This is a genomic window from Streptomyces sp. CB02980 (assembly GCF_014451325.2).
Lineage (GTDB): Bacteria > Actinomycetota > Actinomycetes > Streptomycetales > Streptomycetaceae > Streptomyces.
This window is the reverse complement of record NZ_JACSCH020000004.1, coordinates 424,725-449,719: the sequence shown is the minus strand read 5'-3', so window position 1 is coordinate 449,719 and position 24,995 is coordinate 424,725. Positions and strand designations below refer to the sequence as shown.

Sequence of the window (24,995 nt, the reverse complement as noted above, 5' to 3'; positions counted from 1 at the left end):
CCGAGGTCGCGTCCTTGTCGCTCGACTGGAGCATGACGCAGGTCACACTCAGTCGTCGTTCTTGCCGCCAGGCGTCGTCTTCTGGATCTGGAGCAGGAACTCGCCGTTCGACTTCGTCTGCTTCATCTTGTCGAGCAGCAGCTCGATCGCCTGCTGCTGGTCGAGCGCGTGCAGCACGCGACGCAGCTTCCAGGTGACGGCGAGCTCGTCGCTGCCGAGCAGGATCTCTTCCTTACGCGTACCCGAGGCGTCGACGTCGACGGCCGGGAAGATGCGCTTGTCGGCGAGCTTCCGGTCGAGCTTGAGCTCCATGTTGCCGGTGCCCTTGAACTCCTCGAAGATCACCTCGTCCATGCGCGAGCCGGTGTCGACCAGCGCGGTGGCCAGGATGGTCAGCGAGCCGCCGTCCTCGATGTTGCGCGCCGCACCGAAGAAGCGCTTCGGCGGGTAGAGCGCGGTCGAGTCGACACCACCGGACAGGATGCGGCCGGAGGCCGGCGCCGCGAGGTTGTACGCGCGGCCCAGGCGGGTGATCGAGTCGAGCAGGACGACCACGTCGTGACCCAGCTCCACGAGACGCTTGGCGCGCTCGATGGCCAGCTCGGCGACGGTGGTGTGGTCCTCGGCCGGACGGTCGAAGGTCGAGGAGATGACCTCGCCCTTGACCGACCGCTGCATGTCGGTGACCTCTTCCGGACGCTCGTCGACCAGGACGACCATCAGGTGGCACTCGGGGTTGTTGTGCGTGATCGCGTTGGCGATCGCCTGCATGATCATGGTCTTACCGGTCTTCGGCGGGGCCACGATCAGACCGCGCTGGCCCTTGCCGATCGGCGACACGAGGTCGATGATCCGCGTGGTCAGCACACCCGGGTCGGTCTCCAGACGGAGCCGGTCCTGCGGGTAGAGCGGGGTCAGCTTGTTGAACTCGGGGCGGCCGCGGCCGGAGTCGGCGGCCATGCCGTTCGCCGAGTCCAGGCGGACCAGCGCGTTGAACTTCTCGCGGCGCTCGCCCTCCTTCGGCTGGCGCACGGCACCGGTGACGTGGTCACCCTTGCGCAGGCCGTTCTTGCGGACCTGGGCGAGGGAGACGTACACGTCGTTCGGACCGGGCAGGTAGCCGGAGGTCCGGATGAACGCGTAGTTGTCGAGGATGTCGAGGATGCCCGCGACGGGGATCAGGACGTCGTCGTCGGCGACCTGCGGCTCGCCGGCCTGGAAGTCGTCACGGCCACGACGCCCACGACGGTCGCGGTAGCGGCCGCGACGCCCGCGACGGCCACCATCGGCGTCGTCGTAGTCGTCCTGCGGGCCGGCCTGCTGGCCACCCTGCTGACCCTGGCCCTGGACCTGCTGGCCCTGACCCTGGCCCTGACCCTGGCCCTGGCCGCCCTGGCGCTGACGCTGGCCGCCCTGGCCACCGCCCTGCTGCTCGTCGCCCTTGCCGCGGTCGCGCTGACGGTCACGGCGGTCGCGGCGCTCGCCACGCTCCCCGCGCTCGCCGCGGTCACGGCGGCCACGGCCCTCGGCGCCGTCGACGGCGGCCTCGGCCTTGGTGTCGGTGCCCGCGTCGGCCTTGGCCTCGGTACGGGTCTCGGTCTTGACGACCTGCGCGGCCTCGGCCTTGGCCTCGCCCTCCGGCGAACCGGCGGGGGCGGTGGCACGGCGACGACGACGCTCGCCCGCGGGCTGGTCGTCGGAGGCCGGCTGGCCCGGGATGTCGATCTGCTGCTGGGCGACGGCCTTCTCGGCCTTCTCCGCCTTCGGCTCGGCGGCCTCGGCAGCGGTCTCACCCGTACGGGTCTTGGCGGTGGTGCGGCGCTTCGGCTTGGTCTCGGCGGCGTCGGCGGCCTTGGCGGGGGCGGCGGAGCCCCCTCCGGCCTGCGCCTCCTTGATGACCTCGATCAGCTGGCTCTTGCGCATCCGCGCGGTGCCCCTGATGCCGAGGCCGGACGCGACCTGCTGCAGCTCGGCCAGGACCATGCCCTCAAGGCCGGTGCCGGAGCGGCGGCGCCGTGCGGTGCCGCCGGTGGCAGCACCTGCGGCGGGCGCGGCGGCGTCGACACTGCTGTCGGCAGTCACGCCCATCAGATCGGTGGTGTCGCTCACGAAGGGTCCTTCCCTGGAGCGGACGTCGGCCATCTGGCTCGGCGACCGGTTGTGCTGTCCGGCAGCGGTCCCGTGTTGGGTGGACCGTGTCCGGGGCGGTGGTCCCGCCGGGTACGGCGGAGAGAAAACGTGCTGGGGTCCGGCCCGAGCGCCCCCTGCTCGGCCCTCGCGATAAAAGAAGAGCGAGGGGTGTCGTGCCGGTTCCGGAGCGTGCTCGAAACTGCTCAGGCAGGCTGCTCAGGCAGTTGGGGAGGCTCCCGGAAGAATCGGTGGTCCCTGATGGGGACACTCAGCACCGCGCCACAAAGGCGCCGGGTGCTGACTTGAGGTTAACACTACCGGCTCCAACAAACATTCCCCCTCTCCCTCACCGGCAATCTCCTGTCCCGGACGCTGCCCGGCGTCCGGCCGCCGTGCGCCTAGGGCGCCAGCGGAAGGACGCTCGCTCCGGACGCGTCGAGGTCGAGCCGGTTCGCGGCCCAGCCCTCGCCCGCGAGGCGGGCGACCTTGTCGGCCGTCCCGTGTTCGGCCAGCGCGAGGACCGTGGGGCCCGCGCCGGAGATGACCGCGGGGACGCCGTCCGCCCGCAGCCGGTTCACCAGGGCGATGCTGTCGGGCATCGCCGGAGCCCGGTACTCCTGGTGCAGCCGGTCCTCGGTGGCCGCGAGCAGCAGCTCGGGGCGGCGGGTCAGGGCCTCGACGAGGAGGGCGGCGCGCCCGGCGTTGGCCGCGGCGTCCACGTGCGGGACGGTGCGCGGCAGGAGTCCGCGGGCGGTCTCGGTCAGCACCGGCTTCCCGGGGACGAAAACCACCGGAACGATGGAATCCGAGGGATCCATCCTGATCGCCCGCGCGGCACCGGACTCGGTCCAGGCGAGCGTGAATCCGCCGAGCAGACAGGCGGCGACGTTGTCGGGGTGGCCCTCGATCTCGGTGGCCAGCTCCAGGAGGGCGGCCTCGTCGAGCTTGGCGTCCCCGCCTATGGTCACGGCGCGGGCGGCGACGATGCCGGCGCAGATGGCGGCGGAGGACGAGCCGAGGCCGCGGCCGTGCGGGATGCGGTTGGCGCAGACGACCTCGAGGCCGCGCGGCTGTCCGCCGAGCAGGTCGAAGGCGGTGCGCAGGGAGCGTACGAGCAGGTGGCTCTCGTCGCGCGGGAGCGTCTCGGCGCCCTCGCCGGCGATGTCGACGTGCAGCCCGGAGTCGGCGACACGGACGACGACGTCGTCGTAGAGGCCCAGCGACAGGCCGAAGGCGTCGAAGCCCGGACCGAGATTGGCGCTGGTGGCGGGGACGCGCACCCGTACGGCGGCGGCGCGGAACGCTGGACCGGCCATCGCTCGATGATCTCCTTGATTGCGACAACGGGTTGTTCTGGAACAGCGGGTGTTTCAGAGGGTGTTTCGGCTGGTGTTTCAAGAGAAGTACGGGGAACCCGGGGGCCGTTTCAGCCACGGAGGCGACAACGGCAACAACACCGCGCATATGCGTCGGGGCGGGTTCGGTACAGCCTATCGAAGGAAGGTTCTGCCGCGACATAGGGCGCACAGGAGGCGCACGATGCGTGTCGCGAGCCAACCTGTGCGCCTATGTACGTTCCTGATCGGGTTTCGATCAGCACGTTTCCCCGGGCGGAGGGGTGAGGATCAGGCCAGACCGAGGCGTTCGGCGGCGGCGACCGCGTCGACCGGAACGGTGACCGGCTGCGGCGCGCCGGCGACGGCCCAGTCGGGGTCCTTGAGCCCGTTGCCGGTGACCGTGCAGACGATCCGCTGACCCGGGTCGACCTTGCCCTGGGCGGCGGCCTTCAGCAGACCGGCGACCGAGGCGGCCGAGGCGGGCTCGACGAAGACACCCTCCTGCGCGGCCAACAGGCGGTAGGCCTGCAGGATCTCACGGTCCGTCACCTCGTCGATGAAGCCGCCCGACTCGTCGCGCGCGGCGATCGCGTAGTCCCACGAGGCCGGATTGCCGATGCGGATCGCGGTGGCGATCGTCGACGGGTCCTTGACGACCTCGCCGCGGACCAGCGGGGCCGAACCGGAGGCCTGGAAGCCCCACATGCGCGGGCGGTGCGTCGCGAGACCGTCCGCGGCGTACTCGCGGTACCCCTTCCAGTACGCCGTGATGTTGCCGGCGTTGCCCACGGGCAGGACGTGGATGTCGGGCGCGTCGCCCAGCATGTCCACGATCTCGAAGGCGGCGGTCTTCTGGCCCTCGATGCGGACCGGGTTGACCGAATTGACCAGCGCCACCGGGTAGTTCTCGGAGAGGCTGCGGGCCAGCGTCAGGCAGTCGTCGAAGTTGCCGTCGACCTGGAGGATCTTCGCGCCGTGCACGAGGGCCTGGCCCATCTTGCCGAGCGCGATCTTGCCCTGCGGCACGAGGACGGCCGACACCATGCCGGCGCGTACCGCGTAGGCCGCGGCCGAGGCGGAGGTGTTGCCGGTGGAGGCGCAGATGACGGCCTGCGCCCCCTCCTCCTTGGCCTTGCTGATGGCCATGGTCATGCCCCGGTCCTTGAAGGAGCCGGTGGGGTTGGCGCCCTCGACCTTGAGGTGCACCTCGCAGCCCGTGCGCTCGGAGAGGACCTGAGCGGGTACGAGCGGCGTGCCGCCCTCACGGAGCGTGACGACCGGCGTCTTTTCCGTGACCGGAAGGCGGTCCCGGTACTCCTCGATGATGCCGCGCCACTGGTGGGTGCCCTTGTGGGTCATGGGTCCTTACTCCCCTTCAACACGCATGATGCTGGCGACACCGCGCACGGTGTCGAGCTTGCGCAGCGCCTCGACGGTCCCCGAAAGGGCGGCGTCGGGCGCGCGGTGGGTGACGACGACGAGGGAGGCCTCGCCGTCTCCGTCCTGACGACCGTGCTGGCGCACCGTGTCGATGGATACGCCGTGCTCGGCGAAGACCGTCGCGACCTGGGCGAGGACGCCCGGCTTGTCGGCCACGTCGAGGCTGATGTGGTACCGCGTCACCACGTCGCCCATGGGGCTCACGGGCAGCTGGGTGTACGCGGACTCGCCGGGGCCGTTGGCCCCGTTGAGCTTGTTGCGGCACACGGCGACGAGGTCGCCGAGGACGGCCGAGGCGGTCGGAGCGCCGCCGGCGCCGGGGCCGTAGAACATGAGCTGCCCGGCGGCGTCGGCCTCGACGAAGACCGCGTTGTACGCCTCGCGGACGGAGGCCAGCGGGTGGCTGAGCGGGATCATCGCCGGGTGCACGCGCGCGGTGACGGACTCGCCGTCGGCGGCGCGCTCGCAGATGGCGAGCAGCTTGATGGTGCAGCCCATCTGCTTGGCGGAGGCGAAGTCGGCGGCGGTGACCTCGGTCATGCCCTCGCGGTAGACGTCGTCGAGGCGCACGCGCGTGTGGAAGGCGATCCCGGCGAGGATGGCGGCCTTGGCGGCGGCGTCGAAGCCCTCGACGTCGGCGGTCGGGTCGGCCTCGGCGTACCCGAGGGCGGTGGCCTCGTCGAGCGCCTCGGAGTAGCCGGCCCCGGAGGTGTCCATCTTGTCGAGGATGAAGTTGGTCGTGCCGTTGACGATGCCCATCACGCGGTTGATCTTGTCGCCGGCGAGGGACTCGCGCAGCGGGCGGATGAGCGGGATGGCGCCGGCGACGGCGGCCTCGTAGTAGAGGTCCTGGCCGTGCTCCTGGGCGGCGGCGTAGAGGTTCGCGCCGTCCTGGGCGAGCAGCGCCTTGTTCGCCGAGACGACGGAGGCCCCGTGCTCGAAGGCGGTGGTGATGAGGGTGCGGGCCGGCTCGACCCCGCCGATGACCTCGACGATCACGTCGATGTCCCCCCGTTTCACGAGGGCGGTGGCATCGGTGGTGATCAGCTCCGCGGGGATGCCCTCGCGGACCTTGTCCGGGCGGCGGACCGCCACGCCGGCGAGCTCGACCGGGGCGCCGATGCGCGCGGCGAGGTCGTCGGCGTGCGTCGTCATGATGCGCGCCACCTCTGAGCCGACCACTCCACAGCCCAGCAGCGCCACCTTCAGCGGACGCGTACGCATCATCCGACCTCTTTCTCGTCCTACTTCGTATCTCTACGTTCGAGTCTCTGCGGTTCTCAACGGTGGAACCAGTCTCACTCACCGGACGGGGGTTTCAGCCCCTCGTCCGGATCCTGAGACATCTATTTCATCACTCGACTATTTCATCATCCGACGTCGAGACGCAGGAGATCTTCCTCCGTCTCGCGCCGCACGATGACCCGCGCCTCGCCGTCACGGACGGCGACGACGGGGGGCCGGAGTGCGTGGTTGTAGTTGCTGGCCATGGAGCGGCAGTACGCACCGGTGGCCGGCACGGCGATGAGGTCGCCGGGCGCCAGGTCCGAGGGCAGGAAGGCGTCCCGTACGACGATGTCGCCGCTCTCGCAGTGCTTGCCGACGACCCGGGAGAGCATGGGCGCGGCGTCGCTGGTCCGCGAGACGAGGTTGACGCTGTACTCGGCGTCGTACAGCGCGGTGCGGATGTTGTCCGACATGCCGCCGTCGACGCTCACGTACGTCCGCAGCCCTTCGAGCGGCTTGACGGTGCCGACCTCGTACAGCGTGAAGGCGGTGGGCCCGACGATGGCACGGCCGGGCTCGACGGAGATACGGGGGGTGGCAAGGCCCGCGGACTCGCACTCGCGCGTCACGATCTCGCTCAGCGCCTTGGCGATCTCGTGCGGCTCGCGCGGGTCGTCCTCGGAGGTGTACGCGATGCCGAGGCCGCCGCCGAGGTCGATCTCGGGCAGCTCGACACCGTGCTCGTCCCGCACCTGGGCGAGCAGCTGGACGACCCGCCGCGCGGAGACCTCGAAGCCGGCCATGTCGAAGATCTGCGAGCCGATGTGCGAGTGGATGCCGATGAGCTCGAGCCCGTCCAGCTTCAGCGCGCGGCGCACGGCCTCGGCGGCCTGTCCGCCGGCGAGCGCGATGCCGAACTTCTGGTCCTCGTGCGCGGTGGCGATGAACTCGTGCGTGTGGGCCTCGACGCCGACGGTCACGCGGATCTGCACGCGCTGGCGCTTGCCGAGGGACTGCGCGATGTGCGCGACGCGCACGATCTCCTGGAAGGAGTCGAGAACGATCCGCCCCACACCGGCCTCGACGGCCGTACGGATCTCGTTCTCGCTCTTGTTGTTGCCGTGGAAGGCGATGCGCTCGGCGGGCATCCCGGCGGAGAGGGCGGTGGTGAGCTCCCCACCGGAACACACGTCGAGGTTCAGCCCCTCTTCCTTGAGCCACCGCACGATGGCCCGGGAGAGGAAGGCCTTCCCGGCGTAGAAGACGTCGGCGTCCTTGCCGAAGGCCTCGGCCCAGGCGCGGCAGCGAGCGCGGAAGTCGCTCTCGTCGAGGAAGTAGGCGGGGGTCCCGAACTCCTCGGCGAGGTCGGTCACGCTCAGCCCCCCGACGGTGGCGACACCGCGCTCGTCCCGCTCGACGGTCCGGGACCACACCTTGGGGTCGAGGACGTTGAGGTCTGCGGGGGGCGCGGTGTAGTGACCCTCGGGAAGGACGTCGGCGTGGCGAGGGCCTGCGGGATGGGCGGAACGACTCATGTCTGAACTCTTTCAAATCCGTTCGGGTGCGCTGATGCCGAGCACGGAGAGGCCACCGGCGAGCACCGTCCCGGCGGCTTCGGCGAGCGCGAGCCGGGAACGATGGGCGGCCGAGGGTTTCTCGTCGCCGAGCGGCAGAACGGTGTGCTGGAACGCGAGCAGCGCGTCGGCGGTGGCTTCCAGGTGCCGGGCGACCCGGTCGGGGGCGCGGTGGCGGGCGGCGGTGAGGAGGGCGACGGGGTGGTCGCCGAGAACGCCGAGAAGTTCGGGTGCGTGGACGGGAGTCTCGTACGCGGGCTCGAATCCGAGCTGAGCGGCGTTGGCGAGCAGCCGCCGGACCCGGGAGTGGGCGTACCGCACGCGGAAGAGGGGGTTGCGCTCATGCTGGACAAGGAGGGGCGGCCCGTCGAGGGGCCGGTCCTGGGGGGCGGGCCGGAGCAGGGCCCAGCGGGCGGCGTCGACACCGAGGCTGTCGGGGTCGTACACCCCCGGGTACACGTGAATCCGCTCGTCGCCGCGCGCGTGGACGAGCTCGTCGACACGCTCATCAACCCGCTGGTCAACCCGCCCGACAACCCGCCCGACAACCCGACCGGCAACCCGACCGGCAACGGGCTCATCCATCCGCTCGGCAACCCGCTGGTCTGCCGGCTCATCCATCCACTCGTCCCCGCGGAACCCGGCGTCGGCGCCCTGGCTCCGGAGGAGCCGGACGACGGTCTCGGTGACGAGCAGCGCGCGCGACTCTGTCAGGTCGGCGAAGCGGACGGTGACCCCGGCGAGGGCGGTACCGCTCCCGTACGCGTCCCCGGCCTCGCGGACGGCCCGTACGAGTTCGCCGCCGGCGTCGGGCCGAAGGGTGAAGTTCAGGAAGCCGGGCCCGGTGACGGAGACCTCTTGGAGCCCGGGGGCGTCACGGAGACGCTCTTCCAGGATCCCGGCGACGTCGAGGGCGGCGCGTCCGGCGGACCGGGCGAGGGTGAGAGCGACGTTGCTGGCGTACTCGCCGACGCCACCGGGCCGAGACCGCTCGACCTTGACCAGCGGGGGTACGTCGACCCGCAGCGCACCGTCGTCGACCGCACGGCGCACGGCGTGCAGCACGGTGAGGGAGAGGTCCGCGGGGGTCACGGGACAAGCGTAGGGGAGGAGGGGGGGCGGAACGCGAACCGGTTTCGCCATGCGGTCACCCGAGGCGGGGACGGGCCCGGTGGCCGGACGACCGACCGCGCTCAGTGCGGACGGTTGGTGCTCCCGGCGCGTCGGGACTCCTGGCAGCCGTCGACTGCGGCCGGGTCCTCTCCCCCGTCGGGCCCGGCCCCCTCGGGCCGCTCGCGCCGCTCGCGGTGCAGCAGCTGACGGACGACGCGGACGAGCTCGGCGGGCTCGAAGGGTTTGGCGAGAAAGGCGTCGACGCCGGATGCGACCCCACCGGACACCTCGTGCTCACCACAGGCGCTGATGATCGCGACGGGGAGGTGGCTGGTCCGAGGATCGGCCCGCAGCCGCTCGGCCGTCTTGATCCCGTCCAAGCGGGGCATGACGACGTCCAGGGTGACGACATCAGGACAGACCTGATGTACGACATCCAGACACTCGGCACCATCGGCCGCGGTCACGACCTCGAACCCCTCGAGTTCGAGATTGACCCTGATCAACTGCCGGATCACCTTGTTGTCGTCGACAACGAGCACCCGACCGGACACGCCTGACACACGAACGAGAGTAGGCCGCCCCGAACGGCCGCGTCCGGGTTTTGCCCACTTCTGACCCGTGCGGGGGACCCAGCCCCTGGTGACACCCCGGAAATACCTGTTCACAGCCACTCCCGCAGAGCTGGTAGGGTTCTACCCGTCGCCGCCGAACGCGGCGGACGCCCCCGTAGCTCAGGGGATAGAGCAACGGCCTCCGGAGCCGTGTGCGCAGGTTCGAATCCTGCCGGGGGCACTTCGCAAGGAGTGCCACACAGACCCCGTGATCAGCGGAAACGCTGAGAGCGGGGTCTTGTTGTATGTGCAGGCGTGAGCAGGGCTGAGCGGCCGTATGTCGAGGTCTGTGGACGAGGCGTGGACGGGATCTTGGGGCGTCGCCGCAGGTGAGGACCGCAGGGTGTGGAGCCTGCCTGCGGTACGCCGGAGGGGACCAACGCCCCACTGAAGCAGGGCTCAAGCCTTGCTCCATGCCTGGCGATGGCGAGCGACGCTGTAGACCTGCTCGATCTGCTCGGGTCGGCTACACCCGCAGCATCAGGGACGCCATCACGGAGCTTGGGCACCTCGGCCTGGTCGCCGAGACCAGGATCAGCATCCGCGTCCATAGCGGCACGCAGTTCTTCAAGCTCTACGTGGTCAACAACGAGGACGCGTTCTTCGGGTACTACCCGATCCGCCCCAACAAGGTCGTCGCCCAGGGCGAGACGATCGAGATCTACGACCTCGTGGGCAAGGACACCGTCCTCTTCCATCACTCGATCAACGACGGCGAGTCCTCGGGCGGAGCCCAACAGGTCCAACAGGCCCGGATGTGGTTCGACAGCGTCTGGGAGACCATCGGAAGGGACTTCGACCTTGACGCACGCTGACCCGCTCACCGAGACCCTGGCGAACGCCCGCGTCATCCTCTTCGACTTCGACGGACCCGTGTGCGACGTGTTCGCGGGACTGCTGGCGCCCGAGGTGGCGCGGGAGCTGACCGCCCTCCTCTCCGCTCAGGATGAAGCCGCGGCACGAAGGCCTCCCAGACAGACGACCCCATCGAGGTCCTGCGCATCGCGCACGAGGCCGACACCGAACTCGGCCAGAAGATCGAGCAGGCCCTCACGGCCGCTGAGGTCCGAGCCGTTGCGGTGGCAGGCCAGCCGACTCCAGGAGCAGCCGAAGCACTCCAGGCAGCACGTTCGGCCGGTCGAGGCGTAGCGGTGGTGAGCAACAACTCCACTGAGTGCGTACGGGTCTTCCTCGAGCTTCACGGCCTGGAGGAGTACGTCACGAAGATCGTGGGTCGACCCTCCGAGCAACCGCACCTGATGAAGCCGAACCCGTTCCCGCTCATCACTGCAGCCGAGCAGATGCACATCGACGTCACGAGCTGCACCCTGATCGGCGACTCACTCACGGACATCCAGGCGGCCCACGCAGCGGGCGCAACGGTGATCGGCTACGCCAACAAGCCCCACAAGGTGGACCAGTTCGCCGAGGCGCAGGCCGGCGTCATCACCGAGGACATGCAGGCCATCGCCGACGCACTCACCACGGCATAGCCGAAGTGTCGGCGTACTCGGCGAAGTGCTCAACCCGGTCCAGAGGAACGTGCTCAGCTTTCTGGCTGTGGGGGCTTTCCACATGAGTGCGGGGAAGGGCCCGTCGTGCGAGCCGTAGCCAGGGATGATCGACTCATGCGAGGTAGCTTCGACGACGTCCCCTGGAACACGCTCTTTCCTCTCCTGCCGCCGGCTGATGTGGATTCTCTGAATCAGGCGGCACGCACGGTCGACGCGGTCTGTGTTGGCAGAGACACGGCGGACTGGGAGTGGTTCCCGGAGCACGCCACCTTCCCAGGGTCGCGGGTAGGGACACCGGTCATCCTCGGCCTGGATGTCATCGAGCACGCCGACGGGGTCGATCAGCTGGAGTTCCTGCTTCAGGTGGTGTGGACAGAAGCGGGACGGCTCGCGGTCGACTCGGCAGTGAACGTGGCCTGCTGGTGCGACACCGATCACGCCACCCATGATGTTGACGCCATCAGGCTCGAGATCGGCGAGTACACCTCGTTGCCCGAGGCCTTCCGTGCCAGCGTTGAACGTCTGACCGGCTGGCTGGCTGATCCTCACAACGCGGACCACTGGCGCGCCCGAGTGGGGTTGCCTCCCCGGTAACCCGCTGAGGGGGCCGGGCACGTTCATCCATACGCGGCTGGACACGTTCACGTGCACGCCGACACGAGGAACGACAGGGGAGCTGTTACAGGTTTCTCTACCTCATCAAGGCACCCGCCGCGCACGGCGCGGCGCGCGCGGCCCGTCGCCCGGGCCTGCGCTCCTGTCTCCGCCCCGCTCCAGCCCGGCCGCCGTCCGCACGCCTGACAGCTCGGGTTGATGGGGGCGAACTCACCAGGTGGCCGAGGCGGTACGCGAGTGCCGCTCAAGCTGATGCCTCCGGCGGGGGCACTCAGGCTCCGGGATGGACGGGGCTCCGTGGGCGGGTGCCGGCCGTGGGTTGTTGAGGTGGGGACTCCCATCCCGTCTGCCGTCGACCCAGGCAGAGCCGAGCAGACACGGCACCGGGCGTCCAGGTCGTTCGTACAGTGGCGCGCTCCACCTGGACGCCCGGCACCGCGCCTGCTCCACGGTGTGTGGGTCGACGGCAGACGGGATGGGAGTTGGGGTGGACGGTAGCTCCGGAAGCTGACCTTTGCGGTGTTCATTCGCTTACAGGACGATCCGGCCTACATCATAAGAAATGTTTGAATCACACCCCTTTCCTCAATGTCGGCCCGATCGCGATCACAAGCCATACGATGATCCTTCAACGACCACGGCAAGGGAGGCACTTCATGGCCGAACACTCAATCGCGGCTTACAAGATCGTCGTACATAGGCGACAGAAGAAGGAGCCTCTCAAGTTCGACAATTTCGACGGAAACGGAAACGACCTCCTAAAGGTATTGCACGGCTACCTGCAGTCTCTCCAAGAGGATGGATTCGACAACCCTGACAACAAGCAAATACTCAAAGCCCCTGAAGTCAATCACAGCAACCGACACATACACGCAACGCTAGGCCTTGGCGAGTACGGGGTTACATCCAAGTTCGAAGACAGAGGCAGTGGGACCCCTCGCTTCAATCGAGAGCAGTCCGACGTAGAGGTCCTTCAGTATCGGAACCTACTCATCCTCCCAAAGGAGAGGGAGGTTGGCCTATTCCTGACTGAGCGCATTCACAACCGTGGCGTATTTAGCATGTTTTCCACTGGGCTGCGGAGGGCCTTCCGGAAACGCTTCGGAGAGTACGTGGTCGAAGTCAGTAACTTGTCCCCCGAGGCCGCCGTTTCTCGCGTCCTGGAAAGCGGGCAGGTGAAAAAAATACGCCTGGTCCGAAACAGCGTTCCCCGAGATATCGCCGACCGTTACGAGCTCAACCAGCACGAAACCGAGCTCGGAACCATGGAAACGGTAATTTCGTCGCCTCGACGCGGCAGCCTCGGCAAGAAAGTGATCGAAAAGGTAGTGCGAGGGGAGAGGGAGGTATCCAGCCTCCTTGAGTGGCAGGGGGTGGACTACAGCGACCTGCGCGTGGAGGTCCGCGTAGGCCGCACCACCCGTACGGTGTCAGTGGCGTCTGGTAAGACTCCTGTTGTCACCTTCGAGATCGACGATGACCTCCTTAATGACGACGGGGTCCTCTCGGATTCAGCCTTCTATCAGGAGGCCATGAAGGTGGCACTAGACCTAGCCGAGGACATCAGCCTGACCCGCCAGTCAGTGGCGGAACAACAGTTCACATGGCCAGACAGCTGGAATGAATACCGCCTGGAGGTGCCGCCCAGTGAGGATGCTGAACCTTAAGCCGATATTTGTCGACCATTTCCAAACATTGCGCACGGGGGGCGATGAACAGGAGAGTGTATCCAAATCGGATATTTTCACCCTCTATGGACTCCCTGCAGTGCTGCCGGCGATCGTCGTCACGACTCAATGGCGAATCGGGGGAATTGGCGATCTACTGACAGCACTCTCACTTATGTCAGGATTGCTGTTCAACCTCCTAGTACTGTCGTTCGATGTCGCCCTTCGCGCTGCGGCTCAGGTCCGAAACTCTCAGGTGGAAAGTCTCGCCACGAGCGTAAAGATCCGCCTTATTCGGCAACTGCAGGCGAACGCGACGTACGGTCTAGTGGTGGCGTTGGCAGCTACGGTCATGCTCGCAGTAGGAGCATCGCTCGACCTCGAAGAGTTTAACCCCGGAGTGACAGGCGTACTAACCTACCTTCTAGCCCATTTCGTGCTCGTACTGATGGTTATCCTGAAAAGGATTAGGTCCATCTTCAGGAATGAACTCATCCCGTAACTAGCCAACCTCAAAGGGCTTACCGAAGGGGCTCGGTGGTCGACGGCTACCCAGCCCCCGCCGGGGGCCTACATCAGCGCCGCGAGACGCAGAGCCGCTGTCCCCCAGCGAGGGTGACATCCGCCCACGGCCCATTCGTGGACCTGTAGGTCAGATCAGGTCACTCATCGCGCGCTGACCTGCAGAAATGATTGAGACTCACGCGGCCTCCGGAGCCGTGTGCGCAGGTTCGAATCCTGCCGGGGGCACTTCGCAAGGAGTGCCACACAGACCCCGTGATCAGTGGAAACGCTGAGAACGGGGTCTTGTTGTATGCGTAGCTCGGGGGTTTCCTCGGGTGCGGCACCATGATCCGTATGGACCTTGAGGGGATAGGCGCGCTGGCTGCGGCCGGTGTGGCGGTGGTCGGGGTTCTCGCCAGCGTTCTGGTCGGTCGGTGGCAGATGCGGGCCGCGTTGCGTTCGGCCGAGGCGACCAGTGTGGCGGGGCTGGCTCAGGCCGAGGCTGCGTATCGTGCGGCGTTGGATGCCGTTCGCGCGCAGGCGAACGCCGGTCATCTGCAGTGGCGTCGGGGCATCCAGCGCGAGGCGTACGCCGCTTTCCTCCTTGCCGCGCACCGCGTGCAGGACGTGGGCGAGCGGTTCGTCGTGGAGAGTGAGCAGGAGCTTTCGGCGGAGGGCGTCAGGGCCGGGAGGGCCGCTCTGGACGAGGCCCTCGCGGCCCTCAAGGCGGCTCAGACGATCATCGAGCTGGAAGGGCCCGACGAAGTGGCGGCCCCTGCCGCGGCCATGACCGATGCCGCTCAGATGACGGGTTATCACCTTGGTGCGCAAGCGATCTACGAGCGGGCTTGGGGGAAGCTCGGGCGCCTTGTGGCTGACCAGGCCGCAGTCGTCGGCGGCAGCCGTGTCGCTTCGGGGCTCATGGAGGCGCTGGGTCGCCTCCGCCCTGCCGGTGCTTCGGAGGAGGCTCGTCGGGCGGCCGAGCGGTCCTGTCGTGATGCCTGGAGCGCGCTGCCTCCCGGCGCCCTGGACGACGACGAGTTCAGAGCGCTGCTGGAAGGCTGGTCGTCTCGTCCTCCGACCTCCAGCCGCTCCTACCTCGACACCGTGACCCGGTTCGGTGAGGCGGAAGCGCGCTTCGTCCTTGCCGCCAAGGTCGAGCTGCACAGTGGGAACCATCCGTAGCGCCGCTCCTTGCCTTCGGCTTGCCGTGGTGAGCAGGTCAGGGCGGTATTACCCTTTGGCTGAGTCGCTTTCGGGGTTTGGCGGCTTCGGTGGTTCCAGGTCGGCCGGGGGTGGTCGGGTGGGCCTAGGTCGGGGGGTGGGGGGAACTGTGGCGGGAGAGTCCGTGTCCAGGCGTACCGCCAAGAAGTGTGAGCGGGTGTGGCGTGAGGGGGTCGAGCTGCTTCGGCTGGGGCAGTTCGATGCCGCCGCCGTTCGGTTCACCGAGGTGCTGGAGTACGACCCCACGGCCGCCGACGCCTGGTTGGGGCTGCACGCCACGGGGCGGTCGCAGGCCGAGGCCGTCGAAGCCATGGGGCGGTACCGGCATTCCTTCGGCGCGCTGCGGAACAAGTGCGCGCTGACCGTCCGTTCCCGGTTCGACCTCGGCGTCTACGTCACCTTCCGGCTGGAGACCTCACGCGACCTCTGGCTCGCCGGCATGGCGCAGCAGCTCTCCGCGGGGCGCGTCGACGAGGCCGAGCCCGCGCTCCTCACCGCCGTCCTCGACTGTGACGAGACGCGGTTCCTCTGTACCCGTTACGCCTACCTCAAGCAGAACTGGCCGCTGGTCCTGGAGTACTCGCGGGGCATCGAGGCTCCCTTCCTGCGCGACGAGGCCCAGCTGTACGTCGGGTACGCGCTCGCCCGCCAGCGCGTCTTCCACGAGGTCCTCAACACCATGGCGCCCCTCCCCCGCGTTCTGGGCCGGGGCGGGAGGTTCGACGGCGAGGTCGCCTACCTGCGCGGGCTCGCCCACGAGGGCGTCGGTGACGGTCGGGAGGCGCTGCGCCAATTCCAGTACGCCTTCCGCTGCTTCCCCGGCCTCGCCGACGTCGCCCAGCGCGCGCAGGTCCACGTTCCCGTCCAGGTCCCCGCCCCCGCCCCGGAGGGGCCGGCGGCCGCCTCCGCCGCGCCTTCCGGGGCGAGTACCGCCGCCGCGGACCGGCGGCTCGACGAGGCGCTCGCGCGGCTCGACCGGATGATCGGGCTCGAACCGGTCAAACGGCAGGTGCGGACCCTCGTGGCCCAGCTGCGGATGGCCACCGTCCGCAGGGAGCAGGGCCTGCCGACGACCGCCGGACCGCAGCACTTCGTCTTCGCCGGTCCCCCGGGCACCGGCAAGACGACCGTGGCCCGCGTCATCGGCGACGTCTTCGCCGGGCTCGGCATGCTGGAGTCCGGGACTCTCGTCGAGACCTCCCGGGTCGACCTCGTGGGCGAACACCTCGGGTCCTCGGCCATGAAGACGAAAGCCGTCATCGACTCCGCCCTCGGCGGTGTCCTCTTCGTCGACGAGGCCTACGCGCTCTACAACACCGGCTACTCCGGCGGCGACGCGTTCGGCAAGGAAGCCCTTCAGGTGCTGCTCAAGCGGGCCGAGGACGACCGCGACCGGCTCGTCGTCATCCTGGCCGGATACCCGGACGAGATGGCCGAACTCCTCTCCACGAACCCCGGCCTCACCTCCCGTTTCAGTACGCGGATCGACTTCCCCTCGTACTCCGCGGCGGAACTCCTCCGGATCGCCCACGGCGTTCTGGAGGCCCAGGGCGACGTCGTGGACGAGGACGCCGCCGCCGTCCTCCACTCCCACTTCCGGAGCGTCGTACAGGACGGGCTCGTCGACCAGCTGGGCAACGGGCGGCTCGCCCGTGAGCTCTGCCGCAAGGCCGCCTCCTCCCGCGACCTGCGCCTCTACGACACCCACGGCGGGAACGCCACCCCCAGCCGGGACGACCTCACCACCGTGCGCGTCGCCGACATCAACACCGCGTACGAGGAGTTGCGTTCCGCCGGCGGTCCTCCTTCCCGGTGAGACCGGCCCCGCCCATCCGGTGGGCGGGTGGGGGCTGCGGACAGCCCGTGGGCCGCCTTACGCCGTGCGCTTGCGCGGCGTCGCCTTCTTCGCCGTGGTCTTCTTCGCCGTCGTCTTGTCCGCCGTGGTCTTCTTCGCCGTCGCCTTGTTCGCCGCCGTCTTCTTCGTCGCCGTGCTCTTCGCCGTCGTCTTCGTCGCCGCCGTGCTCTTCGCCGTCGTCTTCGTCGTTGCCGTCTTCGCCGTCGACTTGCGCGCCGGCGCCGCCGTCTTCTTCGCCGCCGTCTTCGACGTGGACTTCTTCGCGTCCGTCGCCTTCGGCGTATGCGACCGCGGCTTCAGCCGGGTGACCTCCGCCTCCCCCTTCCCCTCCTCCTGCTCGCCCCTGGCCTCCTTCGCCGCCCGCACACTGTTCTCCAGGGCCGCCATCAGGTCGATGACCTGGCCGCCGCCGGGCTCCTCGCCCGTGGCCGGGGGTGCGACGCCCTCGCCGCCCTCCGCCTTCGCCGCGATCATCTCCTCGACCGCCGTGCGGTAGTCGTCGTGCAGGGTGCTCATGTCGACCTCGCCCAGGGTGGCCATCAGGGCGTCCGCCAGGTCGAGTTCGGCATCCCGTACGCTCACCGGGTTCTCCGGCGCCACGCCCTCCGGCGCGCGGATCTCGTCCGGCCAGAGCAGGCCGTGCATGGCGATCACGTCGTCCACGACCCGGAGCATCCCCAGACGCTCGCGTCCCCTGAGGGCGTACTTGGCCACCGCCACCTTCTCGCTGCGCTTCAGCGCCTCGCGGAGCAGGGTGTACGGCTTGGCCGCCGGGACGCCGTTCGCCGAGAGGTAGTACGCGGCGTCCATCTGCAGCGGGTCGATGTCACCGGCCGGTACGAAGGCGACGATCTCGATCGTCTTCGCCGTGGGGAGCGGCAGCGCGGCCAGGTCCTCCTCGGTGATCGGGATCATGGTCCCGTCGGCGTCCTCGTACGCCTTGCCGATCTCCGCCTGCGCGACCTCCTCGCCGTCGAGCTCGCACACCTTCTTGTAGCGGACGCGGCCGCCGTCCTCGATGTGGATCTGCCGGAAGGAGACGGACCGGCTCTCGGTGGCGTTCACCAGCTTGATCGGGATGCTGACGAGGCCGAAGGATATGGCGCCGTTCCAGATGGATCGCACAGGCGTTCCCTTCGGGTCGGATCAGGACGTTTCGCCGTCCCCGATTTGTCCGCAATCGTGGGATTCTCATCGTATGACGCCTCTCACAGAGGTGGAGGGGCGGCGCCTGGCGCTCAGCAACCTGGACAAGGTGCTCCACCCGGTCACCGGCACCACCAAGGGCGAGCTGCTCCACTACTACGCGACCGTCGGGGCCGCGATCCTGCCGCATCTGCGCGATCGCCCGGTGTCCTTCCTGCGCTATCCGGACGGTCCCGAGGGGCAGCTCTTCTTCACGAAGAATCCGCCGCCCGGCACACCCTCCTGGGTGAGGACCACCCCCGTTCCCCGCTCCGAGGACCCCCGGGCCCGGCAGGTGGTCGTCGAGGACCTCGCCTCGCTGATGTGGGCCGCGAACCTCGTCGTGGAGTTCCACACGCCCCAGTGGCGGGCCTCCTCCCCCGCCGTCGCCGACCGGCTCGTGTTCGACCTCGACCCCGGGCCGCCCGCGACGGTCGTCGAGTGCTGCCGCGTCGCCCTCCACCTGCGCGAACGGCTCGCCGCCGACGGTCTCGACGCCTTCGCCAAGACCTCCGGCTCCAAGGGGCTGCACCTGCTCGTCCCGGTGGTGCCCACGCCGTCCCCGCTCGTCTCGGCGTACGCGCGCAAGCTCGCCGTCGAGGCGGAGGCCGCGCTGCCGCGGCTCGTCGTGCACCGGATGGCCCGGGCGCTGCGGCCCGGGAAGGTCTTCGTCGACCACAGCCAGAACGCCGCCGCGAAGACCACCGCCACCCCCTACACCCTGCGGGCGCGGCCCCTCCCCATGGTCTCCGCGCCCGTCACGTGGGAGGAGGTCGAGGAGAGCGCCGGGGCCGCCGCGGACCCCGAGTCCCTCGTCCTCCTCATGGATGACATCGCGCCACGTCTTGAGCGGTACGGGGATCTCCTTGCGCCACTTTTCGCGCCCGAGCGGGCGGGGGACGTGCCGTGAACCGGGCCTGGGACGCGTCGTGAACCGGGCCGGGGACGCGCCGTGAACGGGGCCGGGGCGCACGCCCGGGGCGGGCGTGGCGACGCCGCGAGCCCCGGTGGCGGGGCTCCGGGCGGGCCTGGCGGAGCTCCGGGCGGGCCTGGCGGGACCCCTGACGGGGGTGCGCCTGCGGTCGGTGGCACTCCGGGTCACGGTCGCACCGCGCGCAGCACCCGCACCCCCGGCTCCGGCCGTGGCCCCGACCCCGGCTCCGGCCGCGACTCCGCCTCCGGCCCCGGCCCCGGCCCCGGCCCCGGCCCTGACCCTGTTCCCGCCTCCGGCCGCGGCTCCACCTCCGGCCCTCGCCCGGGACGCGGCCTCGACCCCGGGTCCGGCACCGGCCCCGGTCCTCGCCCCGGCCCCCGCGACCTCGCGCTTCGTCCGCCCGTCGACGTCATGCGGCCCCGCTCCGCCGACGAGATCCCCGGGCAGGGAAAGCCGCCCCGGGAGCTCCAGTACTCGCTCAAGCTCGACGGGTTCCGCGCCCTCGCCTTCGTCCTCGGCGACGGGAAGGTCGTCCTCCAGTCGCGTTCCCGTCGCGACCTCGCCCCCGAGTTCCCCGGGATCGCGGCGCACCTGCGTGACCAGCTGCCGCCCGGGATCGTCCTCGACGGCGAGCTGTGCGCCTACCGGGACGGGCGGCTGAGCTTCACCGACCTGCTGCGTTCCCCCGCCGACCGGGCGCGGGCCGGCGTTCCCGTCTCGTACATCGCCTTCGACCTGCTCGCCGTCCCGGGGCGCGACGTACGGGCGCTGCCGCTCCGCGACCGATGGGAGCTGCTCGGTACGGCCCTGCTCGACGCCGAGCCGCCGCTCCAGCGGGTGCTCGCCACCCAGGACGAGGAGACCGCCCGCGGCTGGTTCCGCGATCTGCGGGCCGCGGGCGTCGAGGGGATCGTCGCGAAGTCCCTGACCTCCACCTATCGGGCCGGCTCCACCTGGGCCTGGCGGAAGATCCGGCACATGGAGACGAGCGACGGCGTGCTGCTCGGTGTCGTCGGCCCGCCCGACCGGCCCCGGGCCCTGGTCGTCCGCCTCGCGGACGGTCGTACGGTCTCCACCTCACCCAGACTCACCCCGGCGCAGTCGCGCGAGGTCGGCTCCCTGGCCGGGGACCGCGCGGGGCCGCTCGCCCAGGACCCCGAACACGGGCCGGTGCGGTGGATCGACCCGCCGCTCCCCGTCGAACTGCGGCAGCTCGCCGTGCGGCAGCGGCAGGAGAACGCCACCTTCGTCCGCGTCAGGTCCGAGGGGTAGGCGGCCGCCGGACCCCGTTCCCGGGGTGGGCACTCAGTGCAACTGCCCCGCTGCGTACCGCACATGGCGCAAAGAGACCGCAACTGGGGGTCTACGCGCGCCCGGTGTTGTCGGTAAGGCCTTGCTACCCGTCCCGTGGTGCACACTTGCTGCCTGGTACAGGGCTCACGGGGAAGGCGGCCTGGCAAATGCTGACGGGGATCGAGGAGGTCGACTGGGCCTCGTTGGGGCACGCGTACGGCCCCGCGGACGACGTGCCGGAGCTGCTCCGCGGACTCGCCTCCGCCGATCCCGCCGAGCGGGAGACGGCCCTCGACGGCATGTACGGCGCCGTGCACCACCAGGGCGACGTCTACGACTCCACCCTCGCCTGCATCCCCTTCCTCCTCGAACTCGTCGCCGACCCCGCCGTCCAGGACCGCGGCTGCATCGTCGAGCTGCTCACCAGCATCGGCGGGATCGAGCTCGACGACGACGAGGAACTGGACGAACTCGACCCCGAAGACGAGGAGTTCATCCCCGCGGCCAACTACGCGATGGCCGCCGCCGCGATCGCCGCCGGCGCCGACGTCTTCCTCGGGCTCGTCTCCGACCCCGACCCGGAGGTGCGGCTCGCCGCGCCCTGCGCGCTCGCCTCGCTGCACCCCGAGCCCGCGCGGGTGCTGACCCTGCTGCGGGAGCGGCTCACCGTCGAGCGGGACACCGAGGTACGACTCGCCCTGGTCGCCGCCGTCGGGCGGATCGCCCTGCGCCACGCGTCGCTGCGCACCGAGACCGTCGACTGGCTGGGCTGGCTCGCCCGCGCCGCCCAGGACCCCGGCCTCCGGCTCGCGGCCCTCGCCCAGCGGGCGCGCTGCGCGCCCGGCGACATCCCCGACGACATCGTGCCGTGGGTGACGGGACTCCTGGAGGAGATCAGGACCTCGGCGCTGGGACCGGTCGCACCCGGCACCGAGCGCGCCGCGACACCGACCCTCATCGGGCAGGTCCGCGAGCTCCTGGAGGAGCACGCCGCCGGCCGCCCCGCCCCCTGGACGGAGGAGCTGCTCCGGACCCTGCACGCGGCGCTCGACGACCGGGTCGACGACCGCATCGCGCTCATCCTGGCGCAGCTGCGCAGCCCCGACTGGGGGCAGCGTTCGGACGCGATCTGGTTGTGCGGCGGGTTGATACGGATCTGGCGGGGGCGGTACGAGGAGGTCGTCCGGCTCGTCGGCGCCCAGCTCAACGACCCCGAGCCACGGCTCCGGGAGGCCGCGACCTCGTTCCTGGAGCGTCTCTTCGAGCTGGGAGCGCCCGCTGCCGACGCGCTCGCCGCGCGCCTCGCCGTGGGCACCGGCACCGGCTCCGGCACCGGCACCGCCCAGGGCAGCGGCAGCGGTCTCGGCGGCAGCCCCCAGAACGGCTTCGTCGGGCGGTCCGGCCGCGACGGTGCCCTCCTCGCGCTCGCCCGCGCCGGGGACACCCGCGCCGTTCCGCTGCTCGCCCGTGCCCTGGAGGAGCGCGAGGTGCGGCGCGAGCTGCTGTACGCGATGGACGGCCTCGGGCCCTCCGCCGCCATGCTGGCCCCGCTGCTGCGGCGCCGGCTCGCCGAGGTCGAGCTCGACGAGCGGCTGTACGACCGGGCGGCGCCCCTGCTCTACGCCCTCGCGGCGGTACGGGGCTCCCAGGCCGTGCCGGAGGTCCTGCGGGTACTGCGCGGCGCGCCCTCGAACCGGCGCGACTGGGTGCGCGAGTCCGCGCTGCGGACCCTGGCGGCGTTCGGGCCCGCGGCCCAGAAGGCCGTACCGGACATGCGCAGGCTCCTCGCCGCCGACTCGGCCACCGTCGCCACGACGGCGGCGCGTGCCCTGTGGGCGGCCGAGGGTGATCTGGGTGAGGTCCTGACCGCTCTGGAGCGGTGGCTCCGGCCGGGCGCCTCGGGCGCGGACTGGTGCTCCGCCGCGCAGGCCCTCGGCGAGATCGGCCCCGCCGCCGCCTCGACCGCCGCCGCCCTCAGACCGGGCCTGGCCTCGCGGGACCTGTGGGTACGGGTCCGCAGCGCCGCGGCCCTGTGGCGGGTGTCCGGGGACGCGGCGACGGCGCTGCCGGTGCTGCTCGCGGCCTGGGAGGAGAACCGGCACGCGCGCGTGGACGTGGCCGAGTGCCTGGCGGAGATGGGCCCGGCGGCCTCGGAGGCCCAGCTGGTGATCCTCACCGAGCTGACCCGCCGACGCCGTCACAACGCCCGCGAGGGCGCCTCCGGCAGCCATGACATCCACCTCGACGAGAAGCTGCTCACGGTGTGCCGGGCGGCCCTCGCGAGGATGGAGCGGGGCGCGTTCTAGGCTGCGGGGCCGGGCCGGCCGGGCGATGGAGTCCGGCGCGGGGCGATGGAGTCCGGCCGGTGGGCGGCGGAGTCCCGGCCTGTGGAGCGGCGGAGCTCCGGCCGGTGGGGCGGTCGGTTCCGGCCGATGGGACAGTGAGCGCTGTCGAACCGACCAGGTCCGAGGTCGAACCGACCAGGTCCGCGGTCGAGCCGACCGAGCCTATGAGTAGACAAAAGGGACTTCCCTCCGAATAAGGTCTACTGGAAGCGGTCCCGGACCGGTTCCGCCGCCCGGCTGCCCGGCCACGACGGCCACCCGGCCCGCCCCCACCGATCGACCCGTACGAGGAGCAGTGTGAGACCGCGCGGAGTGCAGCTCGCCGCCGCCGGTGTCCTGTGTGCCCTCGTACTCGGCGGCGCCGTCGGCTGTGGACGCAACGAGGGCGGGCTCCAGAGCGCCGGGGCCACGCCCACCGCCGTCGGGCCCGTACGGCTCTGGCCCGACCTGCCGCCCGCCACGGATCCGCCCTTCGACTACGGGGAGTCCGACACCGAGCGCGTCCCCGGCATCAAGGTCGCCGACAACGACGTCCACACCGTCGACGCCGTCGCGGTGGTCGACGCCGAGGTGCGGGCCCACCCCGGCACGTACAGCGGCGGCGACGGGCTCTACGACGAGACCGCCCGCGCGATCAAGGCCTGCGGCACCGCGCCGGCCGCCTGTCCGGTCATGCGGCCGTACTACCGCGACCTCACCGGCAACGGCCGGGACGAGCTGATCGTCGGGATCCGGATGCCGGACCAGCAGGTCGGCGTGCGCGTCTACCTCGCCGAGAACGGCGGGCTCACCCGCATCATGGCCACCGTCGACCAGGTCATCAGCGTGGAGCTGGCCGGCCGGGACCTGATCATGCGGGTCAGTTCGGCGGGCATCCCGGGGTACGAGTACCGCACCGCCTGGTCCTGGGACGAGCAGCAGCACAGCATGCTGCCCACCCGCGACGAGATCGTCCGGGTGAAGCCCGGCCGCACCGCGCCCCCGACCGTCCCCGCGCCCCGCCTGGTCAGCCCGACGCCGACCCCGGGGCCGGCCTCGACGCCCCTCCCCCTCCCGCTCCCCCCTGACGTGGCCGTTCCCGCCGAGCCGAGCCCGTGAGGGCGCCCCGGCTGCCCGCCTGGACCGCGACCCTGACCTGGAAGGCCGCGGTCTTCATCGCGGTGATGTGCTGCGCGCTCGCCGCGCTGCTCGGCATCCTCGTCCATGTGTCGGTGACCGGTCAGACCGTGAACGACTCCCGGGAGAAGGCCCTCGCGCGGCTCACCGACGTCACCCGGCTCTACGAGGCCGGCGAACCGCTCCCCCGGTTCGCCGGGGTCGACCCGCCCGGGCTCCCGCCCTCCCTGCGCGCGCTCGCCGTCCGGGGCGAGCGCGGCACGGTGGTCGCCGACGACCGGGGCCGACCGACGATGTGGGCGGCGGGCCCGGCGGACGGCCGCGCCCTCGCCGTACGCGTCGACTACACCCAGAGCGCCGAGACGATCGACGCGCTCGACCGCTCGATCCTCGGCTCCTCCGTCCTCGCGATCGGGGCGACGCTGCTCGTGGGCGCCTTCGCGGTCACCCGGGTCACCCGGCGGCTGCACCTCACCGCGCAGGTGGCCCGCCGGATCAGCGCCGGCGATCTCGACGCGCGCGTCGACGACCCCCGTACGAAGGACTCCTCGCGCCCCCAGGACGAGGTGGCCACGGTGTCCGGGGCGCTCGACACGATGGCCTCCTCGCTCCAGAGCAAGCTGCAGAGCGAGCAGCGGTTCACCGCCGACGTGGCGCACGAGCTGCGCACCCCGCTCACCGGGCTCTCGGCGGCGGCCGAGCTGCTGCCGGAGGGACGGCCGTCGGAGCTCGTACAGGACAGGGTGCGGGCGATGCGCGGGCTGACCGAGGACCTCCTGGAGATCTCGCGGCTCGACGCCCGCAACGAGACCGTCGACCTCGCCGTGCACGAACTCGGTCCGCTCGCCGAGCGGGTGGTGCGCGCCTCGGGCACCGAGACCGAGGTGCGGGTCGTACGGGATGCGACGGTGGAGACGGACCGGCGGCGTCTGGAGCGGGTACTGGGCAATCTGATCGCCAACGCGCACAAGCACGGGGCCCCGCCGGTGGTCCTGACAGTGGACGGGCCGGTGGTGTCCGTACGGGACCACGGGCCCGGCTATCCCGCGTATCTGATGGAGTCGGGGCCGCAGCGGTTCCGTACCGAGAGCGGGGGCAAGGGGCACGGCCTCGGTCTGACGATCGCGGTGGGGCAGGCGGAGGTGATCGGCGCCGAGCTCGTCTTCGCCCGCGCCGCCGACGGCGAGGGCGCCGAGGCCCGGCTGCGGCTGCCCGAGTACGTGAGCCTCGTGGACGCGACGTCGGAGGACTGACGGCTCCGGCGCCTCCCGGAAGGTCCGGGAGAGAGCAGCCGGGTGCGGCCCACGC

Annotated in this window: 20 protein-coding genes and 1 tRNA gene; 13 read left to right on the top strand and 8 right to left on the bottom strand. The window is 70.6% G+C overall.

Annotation, left to right across the window (positions count from 1 at the left end; translation table 11 throughout):
- Positions 1–48 precede the first annotated feature (48 nt).
- The 7 genes from rho to E0F75_RS12220 form a co-directional block, all read right to left on the bottom strand.
- A complete protein-coding gene (gene rho / locus E0F75_RS12250) occupies positions 49–2,109 on the bottom strand; it encodes a transcription termination factor Rho (RefSeq protein ID WP_308189573.1) in 2,061 nt (686 codons plus the stop codon).
- A gap of 419 nt (positions 2,110–2,528) precedes the next feature.
- On the bottom strand, positions 2,529–3,446 hold the full coding sequence (gene thrB / locus E0F75_RS12245; RefSeq protein WP_030321061.1) for a homoserine kinase: 918 nt from the start codon (positions 3,444–3,446) through the stop codon (positions 2,529–2,531).
- Positions 3,447–3,755: 309 nt separating this feature from the next.
- Positions 3,756–4,826 carry a threonine synthase gene (gene thrC / locus E0F75_RS12240; RefSeq protein WP_187622529.1) on the bottom strand — a complete coding sequence of 357 codons (1,071 nt, stop codon included), beginning with the start codon at positions 4,824–4,826 and terminating at the stop codon, positions 3,756–3,758.
- Positions 4,827–4,832: 6 nt separating this feature from the next.
- Positions 4,833–6,131, bottom strand: coding sequence for a homoserine dehydrogenase (locus E0F75_RS12235; protein WP_187622586.1), 1,299 nt, complete (start codon positions 6,129–6,131; stop codon positions 4,833–4,835).
- Between the two features lie 146 nt (positions 6,132–6,277).
- Positions 6,278–7,669, bottom strand: a complete 1,392-nt coding sequence (gene lysA, locus E0F75_RS12230; RefSeq protein WP_187622528.1) for a diaminopimelate decarboxylase — start codon at positions 7,667–7,669, stop codon at positions 6,278–6,280.
- A 12-nt stretch (positions 7,670–7,681) separates the two neighbouring features.
- On the bottom strand, positions 7,682–8,800 hold the full coding sequence (gene nrtL, locus E0F75_RS12225) for an ArgS-related anticodon-binding protein NrtL (RefSeq protein ID WP_187622527.1): 1,119 nt from the start codon (positions 8,798–8,800) through the stop codon (positions 7,682–7,684).
- A 101-nt stretch (positions 8,801–8,901) separates the two neighbouring features.
- Positions 8,902–9,384 carry a response regulator gene (locus E0F75_RS12220; protein ID WP_187622526.1) on the bottom strand — a complete coding sequence of 161 codons (483 nt, stop codon included), beginning with the start codon at positions 9,382–9,384 and terminating at the stop codon, positions 8,902–8,904.
- Between the two features lie 160 nt (positions 9,385–9,544).
- On the opposite strand from E0F75_RS12220, the gene E0F75_RS12215 reads away from it, so the two are divergent.
- From E0F75_RS12215 to E0F75_RS12180, 8 genes are all read left to right on the top strand, one after another.
- Positions 9,545–9,616: transfer RNA gene (locus E0F75_RS12215), tRNA-Arg, on the top strand.
- A gap of 232 nt (positions 9,617–9,848) precedes the next feature.
- Positions 9,849–10,250 (top strand): hypothetical protein, encoded by a 402-nt coding sequence (locus E0F75_RS12210; protein ID WP_229312650.1) that lies wholly within the window; start codon positions 9,849–9,851, stop codon positions 10,248–10,250.
- Between the two features lie 171 nt (positions 10,251–10,421).
- On the top strand, positions 10,422–10,928 hold the full coding sequence (locus tag E0F75_RS12205) for an HAD family hydrolase (protein ID WP_374115398.1): 507 nt from the start codon (positions 10,422–10,424) through the stop codon (positions 10,926–10,928).
- Between the two features lie 135 nt (positions 10,929–11,063).
- The gene (locus E0F75_RS12200) at positions 11,064–11,543 is read left to right on the top strand and encodes a hypothetical protein (RefSeq protein WP_194480577.1); all 480 of its coding nucleotides are present in this window, start codon (positions 11,064–11,066) and stop codon (positions 11,541–11,543) included.
- Between the two features lie 677 nt (positions 11,544–12,220).
- Positions 12,221–13,231: a hypothetical protein gene (locus E0F75_RS12195; protein ID WP_187622524.1), complete on the top strand. Its 1,011-nt coding sequence runs from the start codon at positions 12,221–12,223 to the stop codon at positions 13,229–13,231.
- Positions 13,212–13,733: a hypothetical protein gene (locus tag E0F75_RS12190; protein WP_187622523.1), complete on the top strand. Its 522-nt coding sequence runs from the start codon at positions 13,212–13,214 to the stop codon at positions 13,731–13,733. The genes E0F75_RS12195 and E0F75_RS12190 overlap by 20 nt, the downstream gene beginning before the upstream one ends.
- A gap of 347 nt (positions 13,734–14,080) precedes the next feature.
- Positions 14,081–14,920 carry a hypothetical protein gene (locus tag E0F75_RS12185; protein WP_187622522.1) on the top strand — a complete coding sequence of 280 codons (840 nt, stop codon included), beginning with the start codon at positions 14,081–14,083 and terminating at the stop codon, positions 14,918–14,920.
- A 163-nt stretch (positions 14,921–15,083) separates the two neighbouring features.
- Entirely contained in the window at positions 15,084–16,775 is a 1,692-nt protein-coding gene (locus E0F75_RS12180) for an AAA family ATPase (RefSeq protein ID WP_229312648.1), read from the top strand.
- Positions 16,776–16,832: 57 nt separating this feature from the next.
- Here E0F75_RS12180 and E0F75_RS12175 read toward each other — a convergent pair whose 3' ends face one another.
- Positions 16,833–17,939: a Ku protein gene (locus tag E0F75_RS12175; RefSeq protein WP_187622521.1), complete on the bottom strand. Its 1,107-nt coding sequence runs from the start codon at positions 17,937–17,939 to the stop codon at positions 16,833–16,835.
- A gap of 73 nt (positions 17,940–18,012) precedes the next feature.
- Between E0F75_RS12175 and ligD the strand changes: the two genes are divergently transcribed.
- The 5 genes from ligD to E0F75_RS12150 all read left to right on the top strand — a co-directional run bounded on the left by ligD (position 18,013) and on the right by E0F75_RS12150 (position 24,940).
- Positions 18,013–18,909, top strand: a complete 897-nt coding sequence (gene ligD / locus E0F75_RS12170; protein ID WP_187622520.1) for a non-homologous end-joining DNA ligase — start codon at positions 18,013–18,015, stop codon at positions 18,907–18,909.
- A 435-nt stretch (positions 18,910–19,344) separates the two neighbouring features.
- The gene (locus tag E0F75_RS12165; RefSeq protein WP_187622519.1) at positions 19,345–20,205 is read left to right on the top strand and encodes a DNA ligase; all 861 of its coding nucleotides are present in this window, start codon (positions 19,345–19,347) and stop codon (positions 20,203–20,205) included.
- Between the two features lie 188 nt (positions 20,206–20,393).
- On the top strand, positions 20,394–22,532 hold the full coding sequence (locus E0F75_RS12160) for a PBS lyase (protein WP_187622518.1): 2,139 nt from the start codon (positions 20,394–20,396) through the stop codon (positions 22,530–22,532).
- A gap of 336 nt (positions 22,533–22,868) precedes the next feature.
- On the top strand, positions 22,869–23,669 hold the full coding sequence (locus E0F75_RS12155) for a hypothetical protein (RefSeq protein WP_187622517.1): 801 nt from the start codon (positions 22,869–22,871) through the stop codon (positions 23,667–23,669).
- Positions 23,666–24,940 carry a HAMP domain-containing sensor histidine kinase gene (locus tag E0F75_RS12150; RefSeq protein ID WP_187622516.1) on the top strand — a complete coding sequence of 425 codons (1,275 nt, stop codon included), beginning with the start codon at positions 23,666–23,668 and terminating at the stop codon, positions 24,938–24,940. The genes E0F75_RS12155 and E0F75_RS12150 overlap by 4 nt, the downstream gene beginning before the upstream one ends.
- Positions 24,941–24,995 lie beyond the last annotated feature (55 nt).

Bases quoted from the DNA above. Each gene is read 5' to 3' on its own strand.
- thrB (WP_030321061.1), bottom strand. From the start codon at position 3,446: ATGGCCGGTCCAGCGTTCCGCGCCGCCGCCGTACGGGTGCGCGTCCCC.
- thrC (WP_187622529.1), bottom strand. From the start codon at position 4,826: ATGACCCACAAGGGCACCCACCAGTGGCGCGGCATCATCGAGGAGTAC.
- E0F75_RS12235 (WP_187622586.1), bottom strand. From the start codon at position 6,131: ATGCGTACGCGTCCGCTGAAGGTGGCGCTGCTGGGCTGTGGAGTGGTC.
- lysA (WP_187622528.1), bottom strand. From the start codon at position 7,669: ATGAGTCGTTCCGCCCATCCCGCAGGCCCTCGCCACGCCGACGTCCTT.
- E0F75_RS12210 (WP_229312650.1), top strand. From the start codon at position 9,849: ATGCCTGGCGATGGCGAGCGACGCTGTAGACCTGCTCGATCTGCTCGG.
- E0F75_RS12200 (WP_194480577.1), top strand. From the start codon at position 11,064: ATGCGAGGTAGCTTCGACGACGTCCCCTGGAACACGCTCTTTCCTCTC.
- E0F75_RS12195 (WP_187622524.1), top strand. From the start codon at position 12,221: ATGGCCGAACACTCAATCGCGGCTTACAAGATCGTCGTACATAGGCGA.
- E0F75_RS12185 (WP_187622522.1), top strand. From the start codon at position 14,081: ATGATCCGTATGGACCTTGAGGGGATAGGCGCGCTGGCTGCGGCCGGT.
- ligD (WP_187622520.1), top strand. From the start codon at position 18,013: ATGACGCCTCTCACAGAGGTGGAGGGGCGGCGCCTGGCGCTCAGCAAC.
- E0F75_RS12165 (WP_187622519.1), top strand. From the start codon at position 19,345: ATGCGGCCCCGCTCCGCCGACGAGATCCCCGGGCAGGGAAAGCCGCCC.
- E0F75_RS12160 (WP_187622518.1), top strand. From the start codon at position 20,394: ATGCTGACGGGGATCGAGGAGGTCGACTGGGCCTCGTTGGGGCACGCG.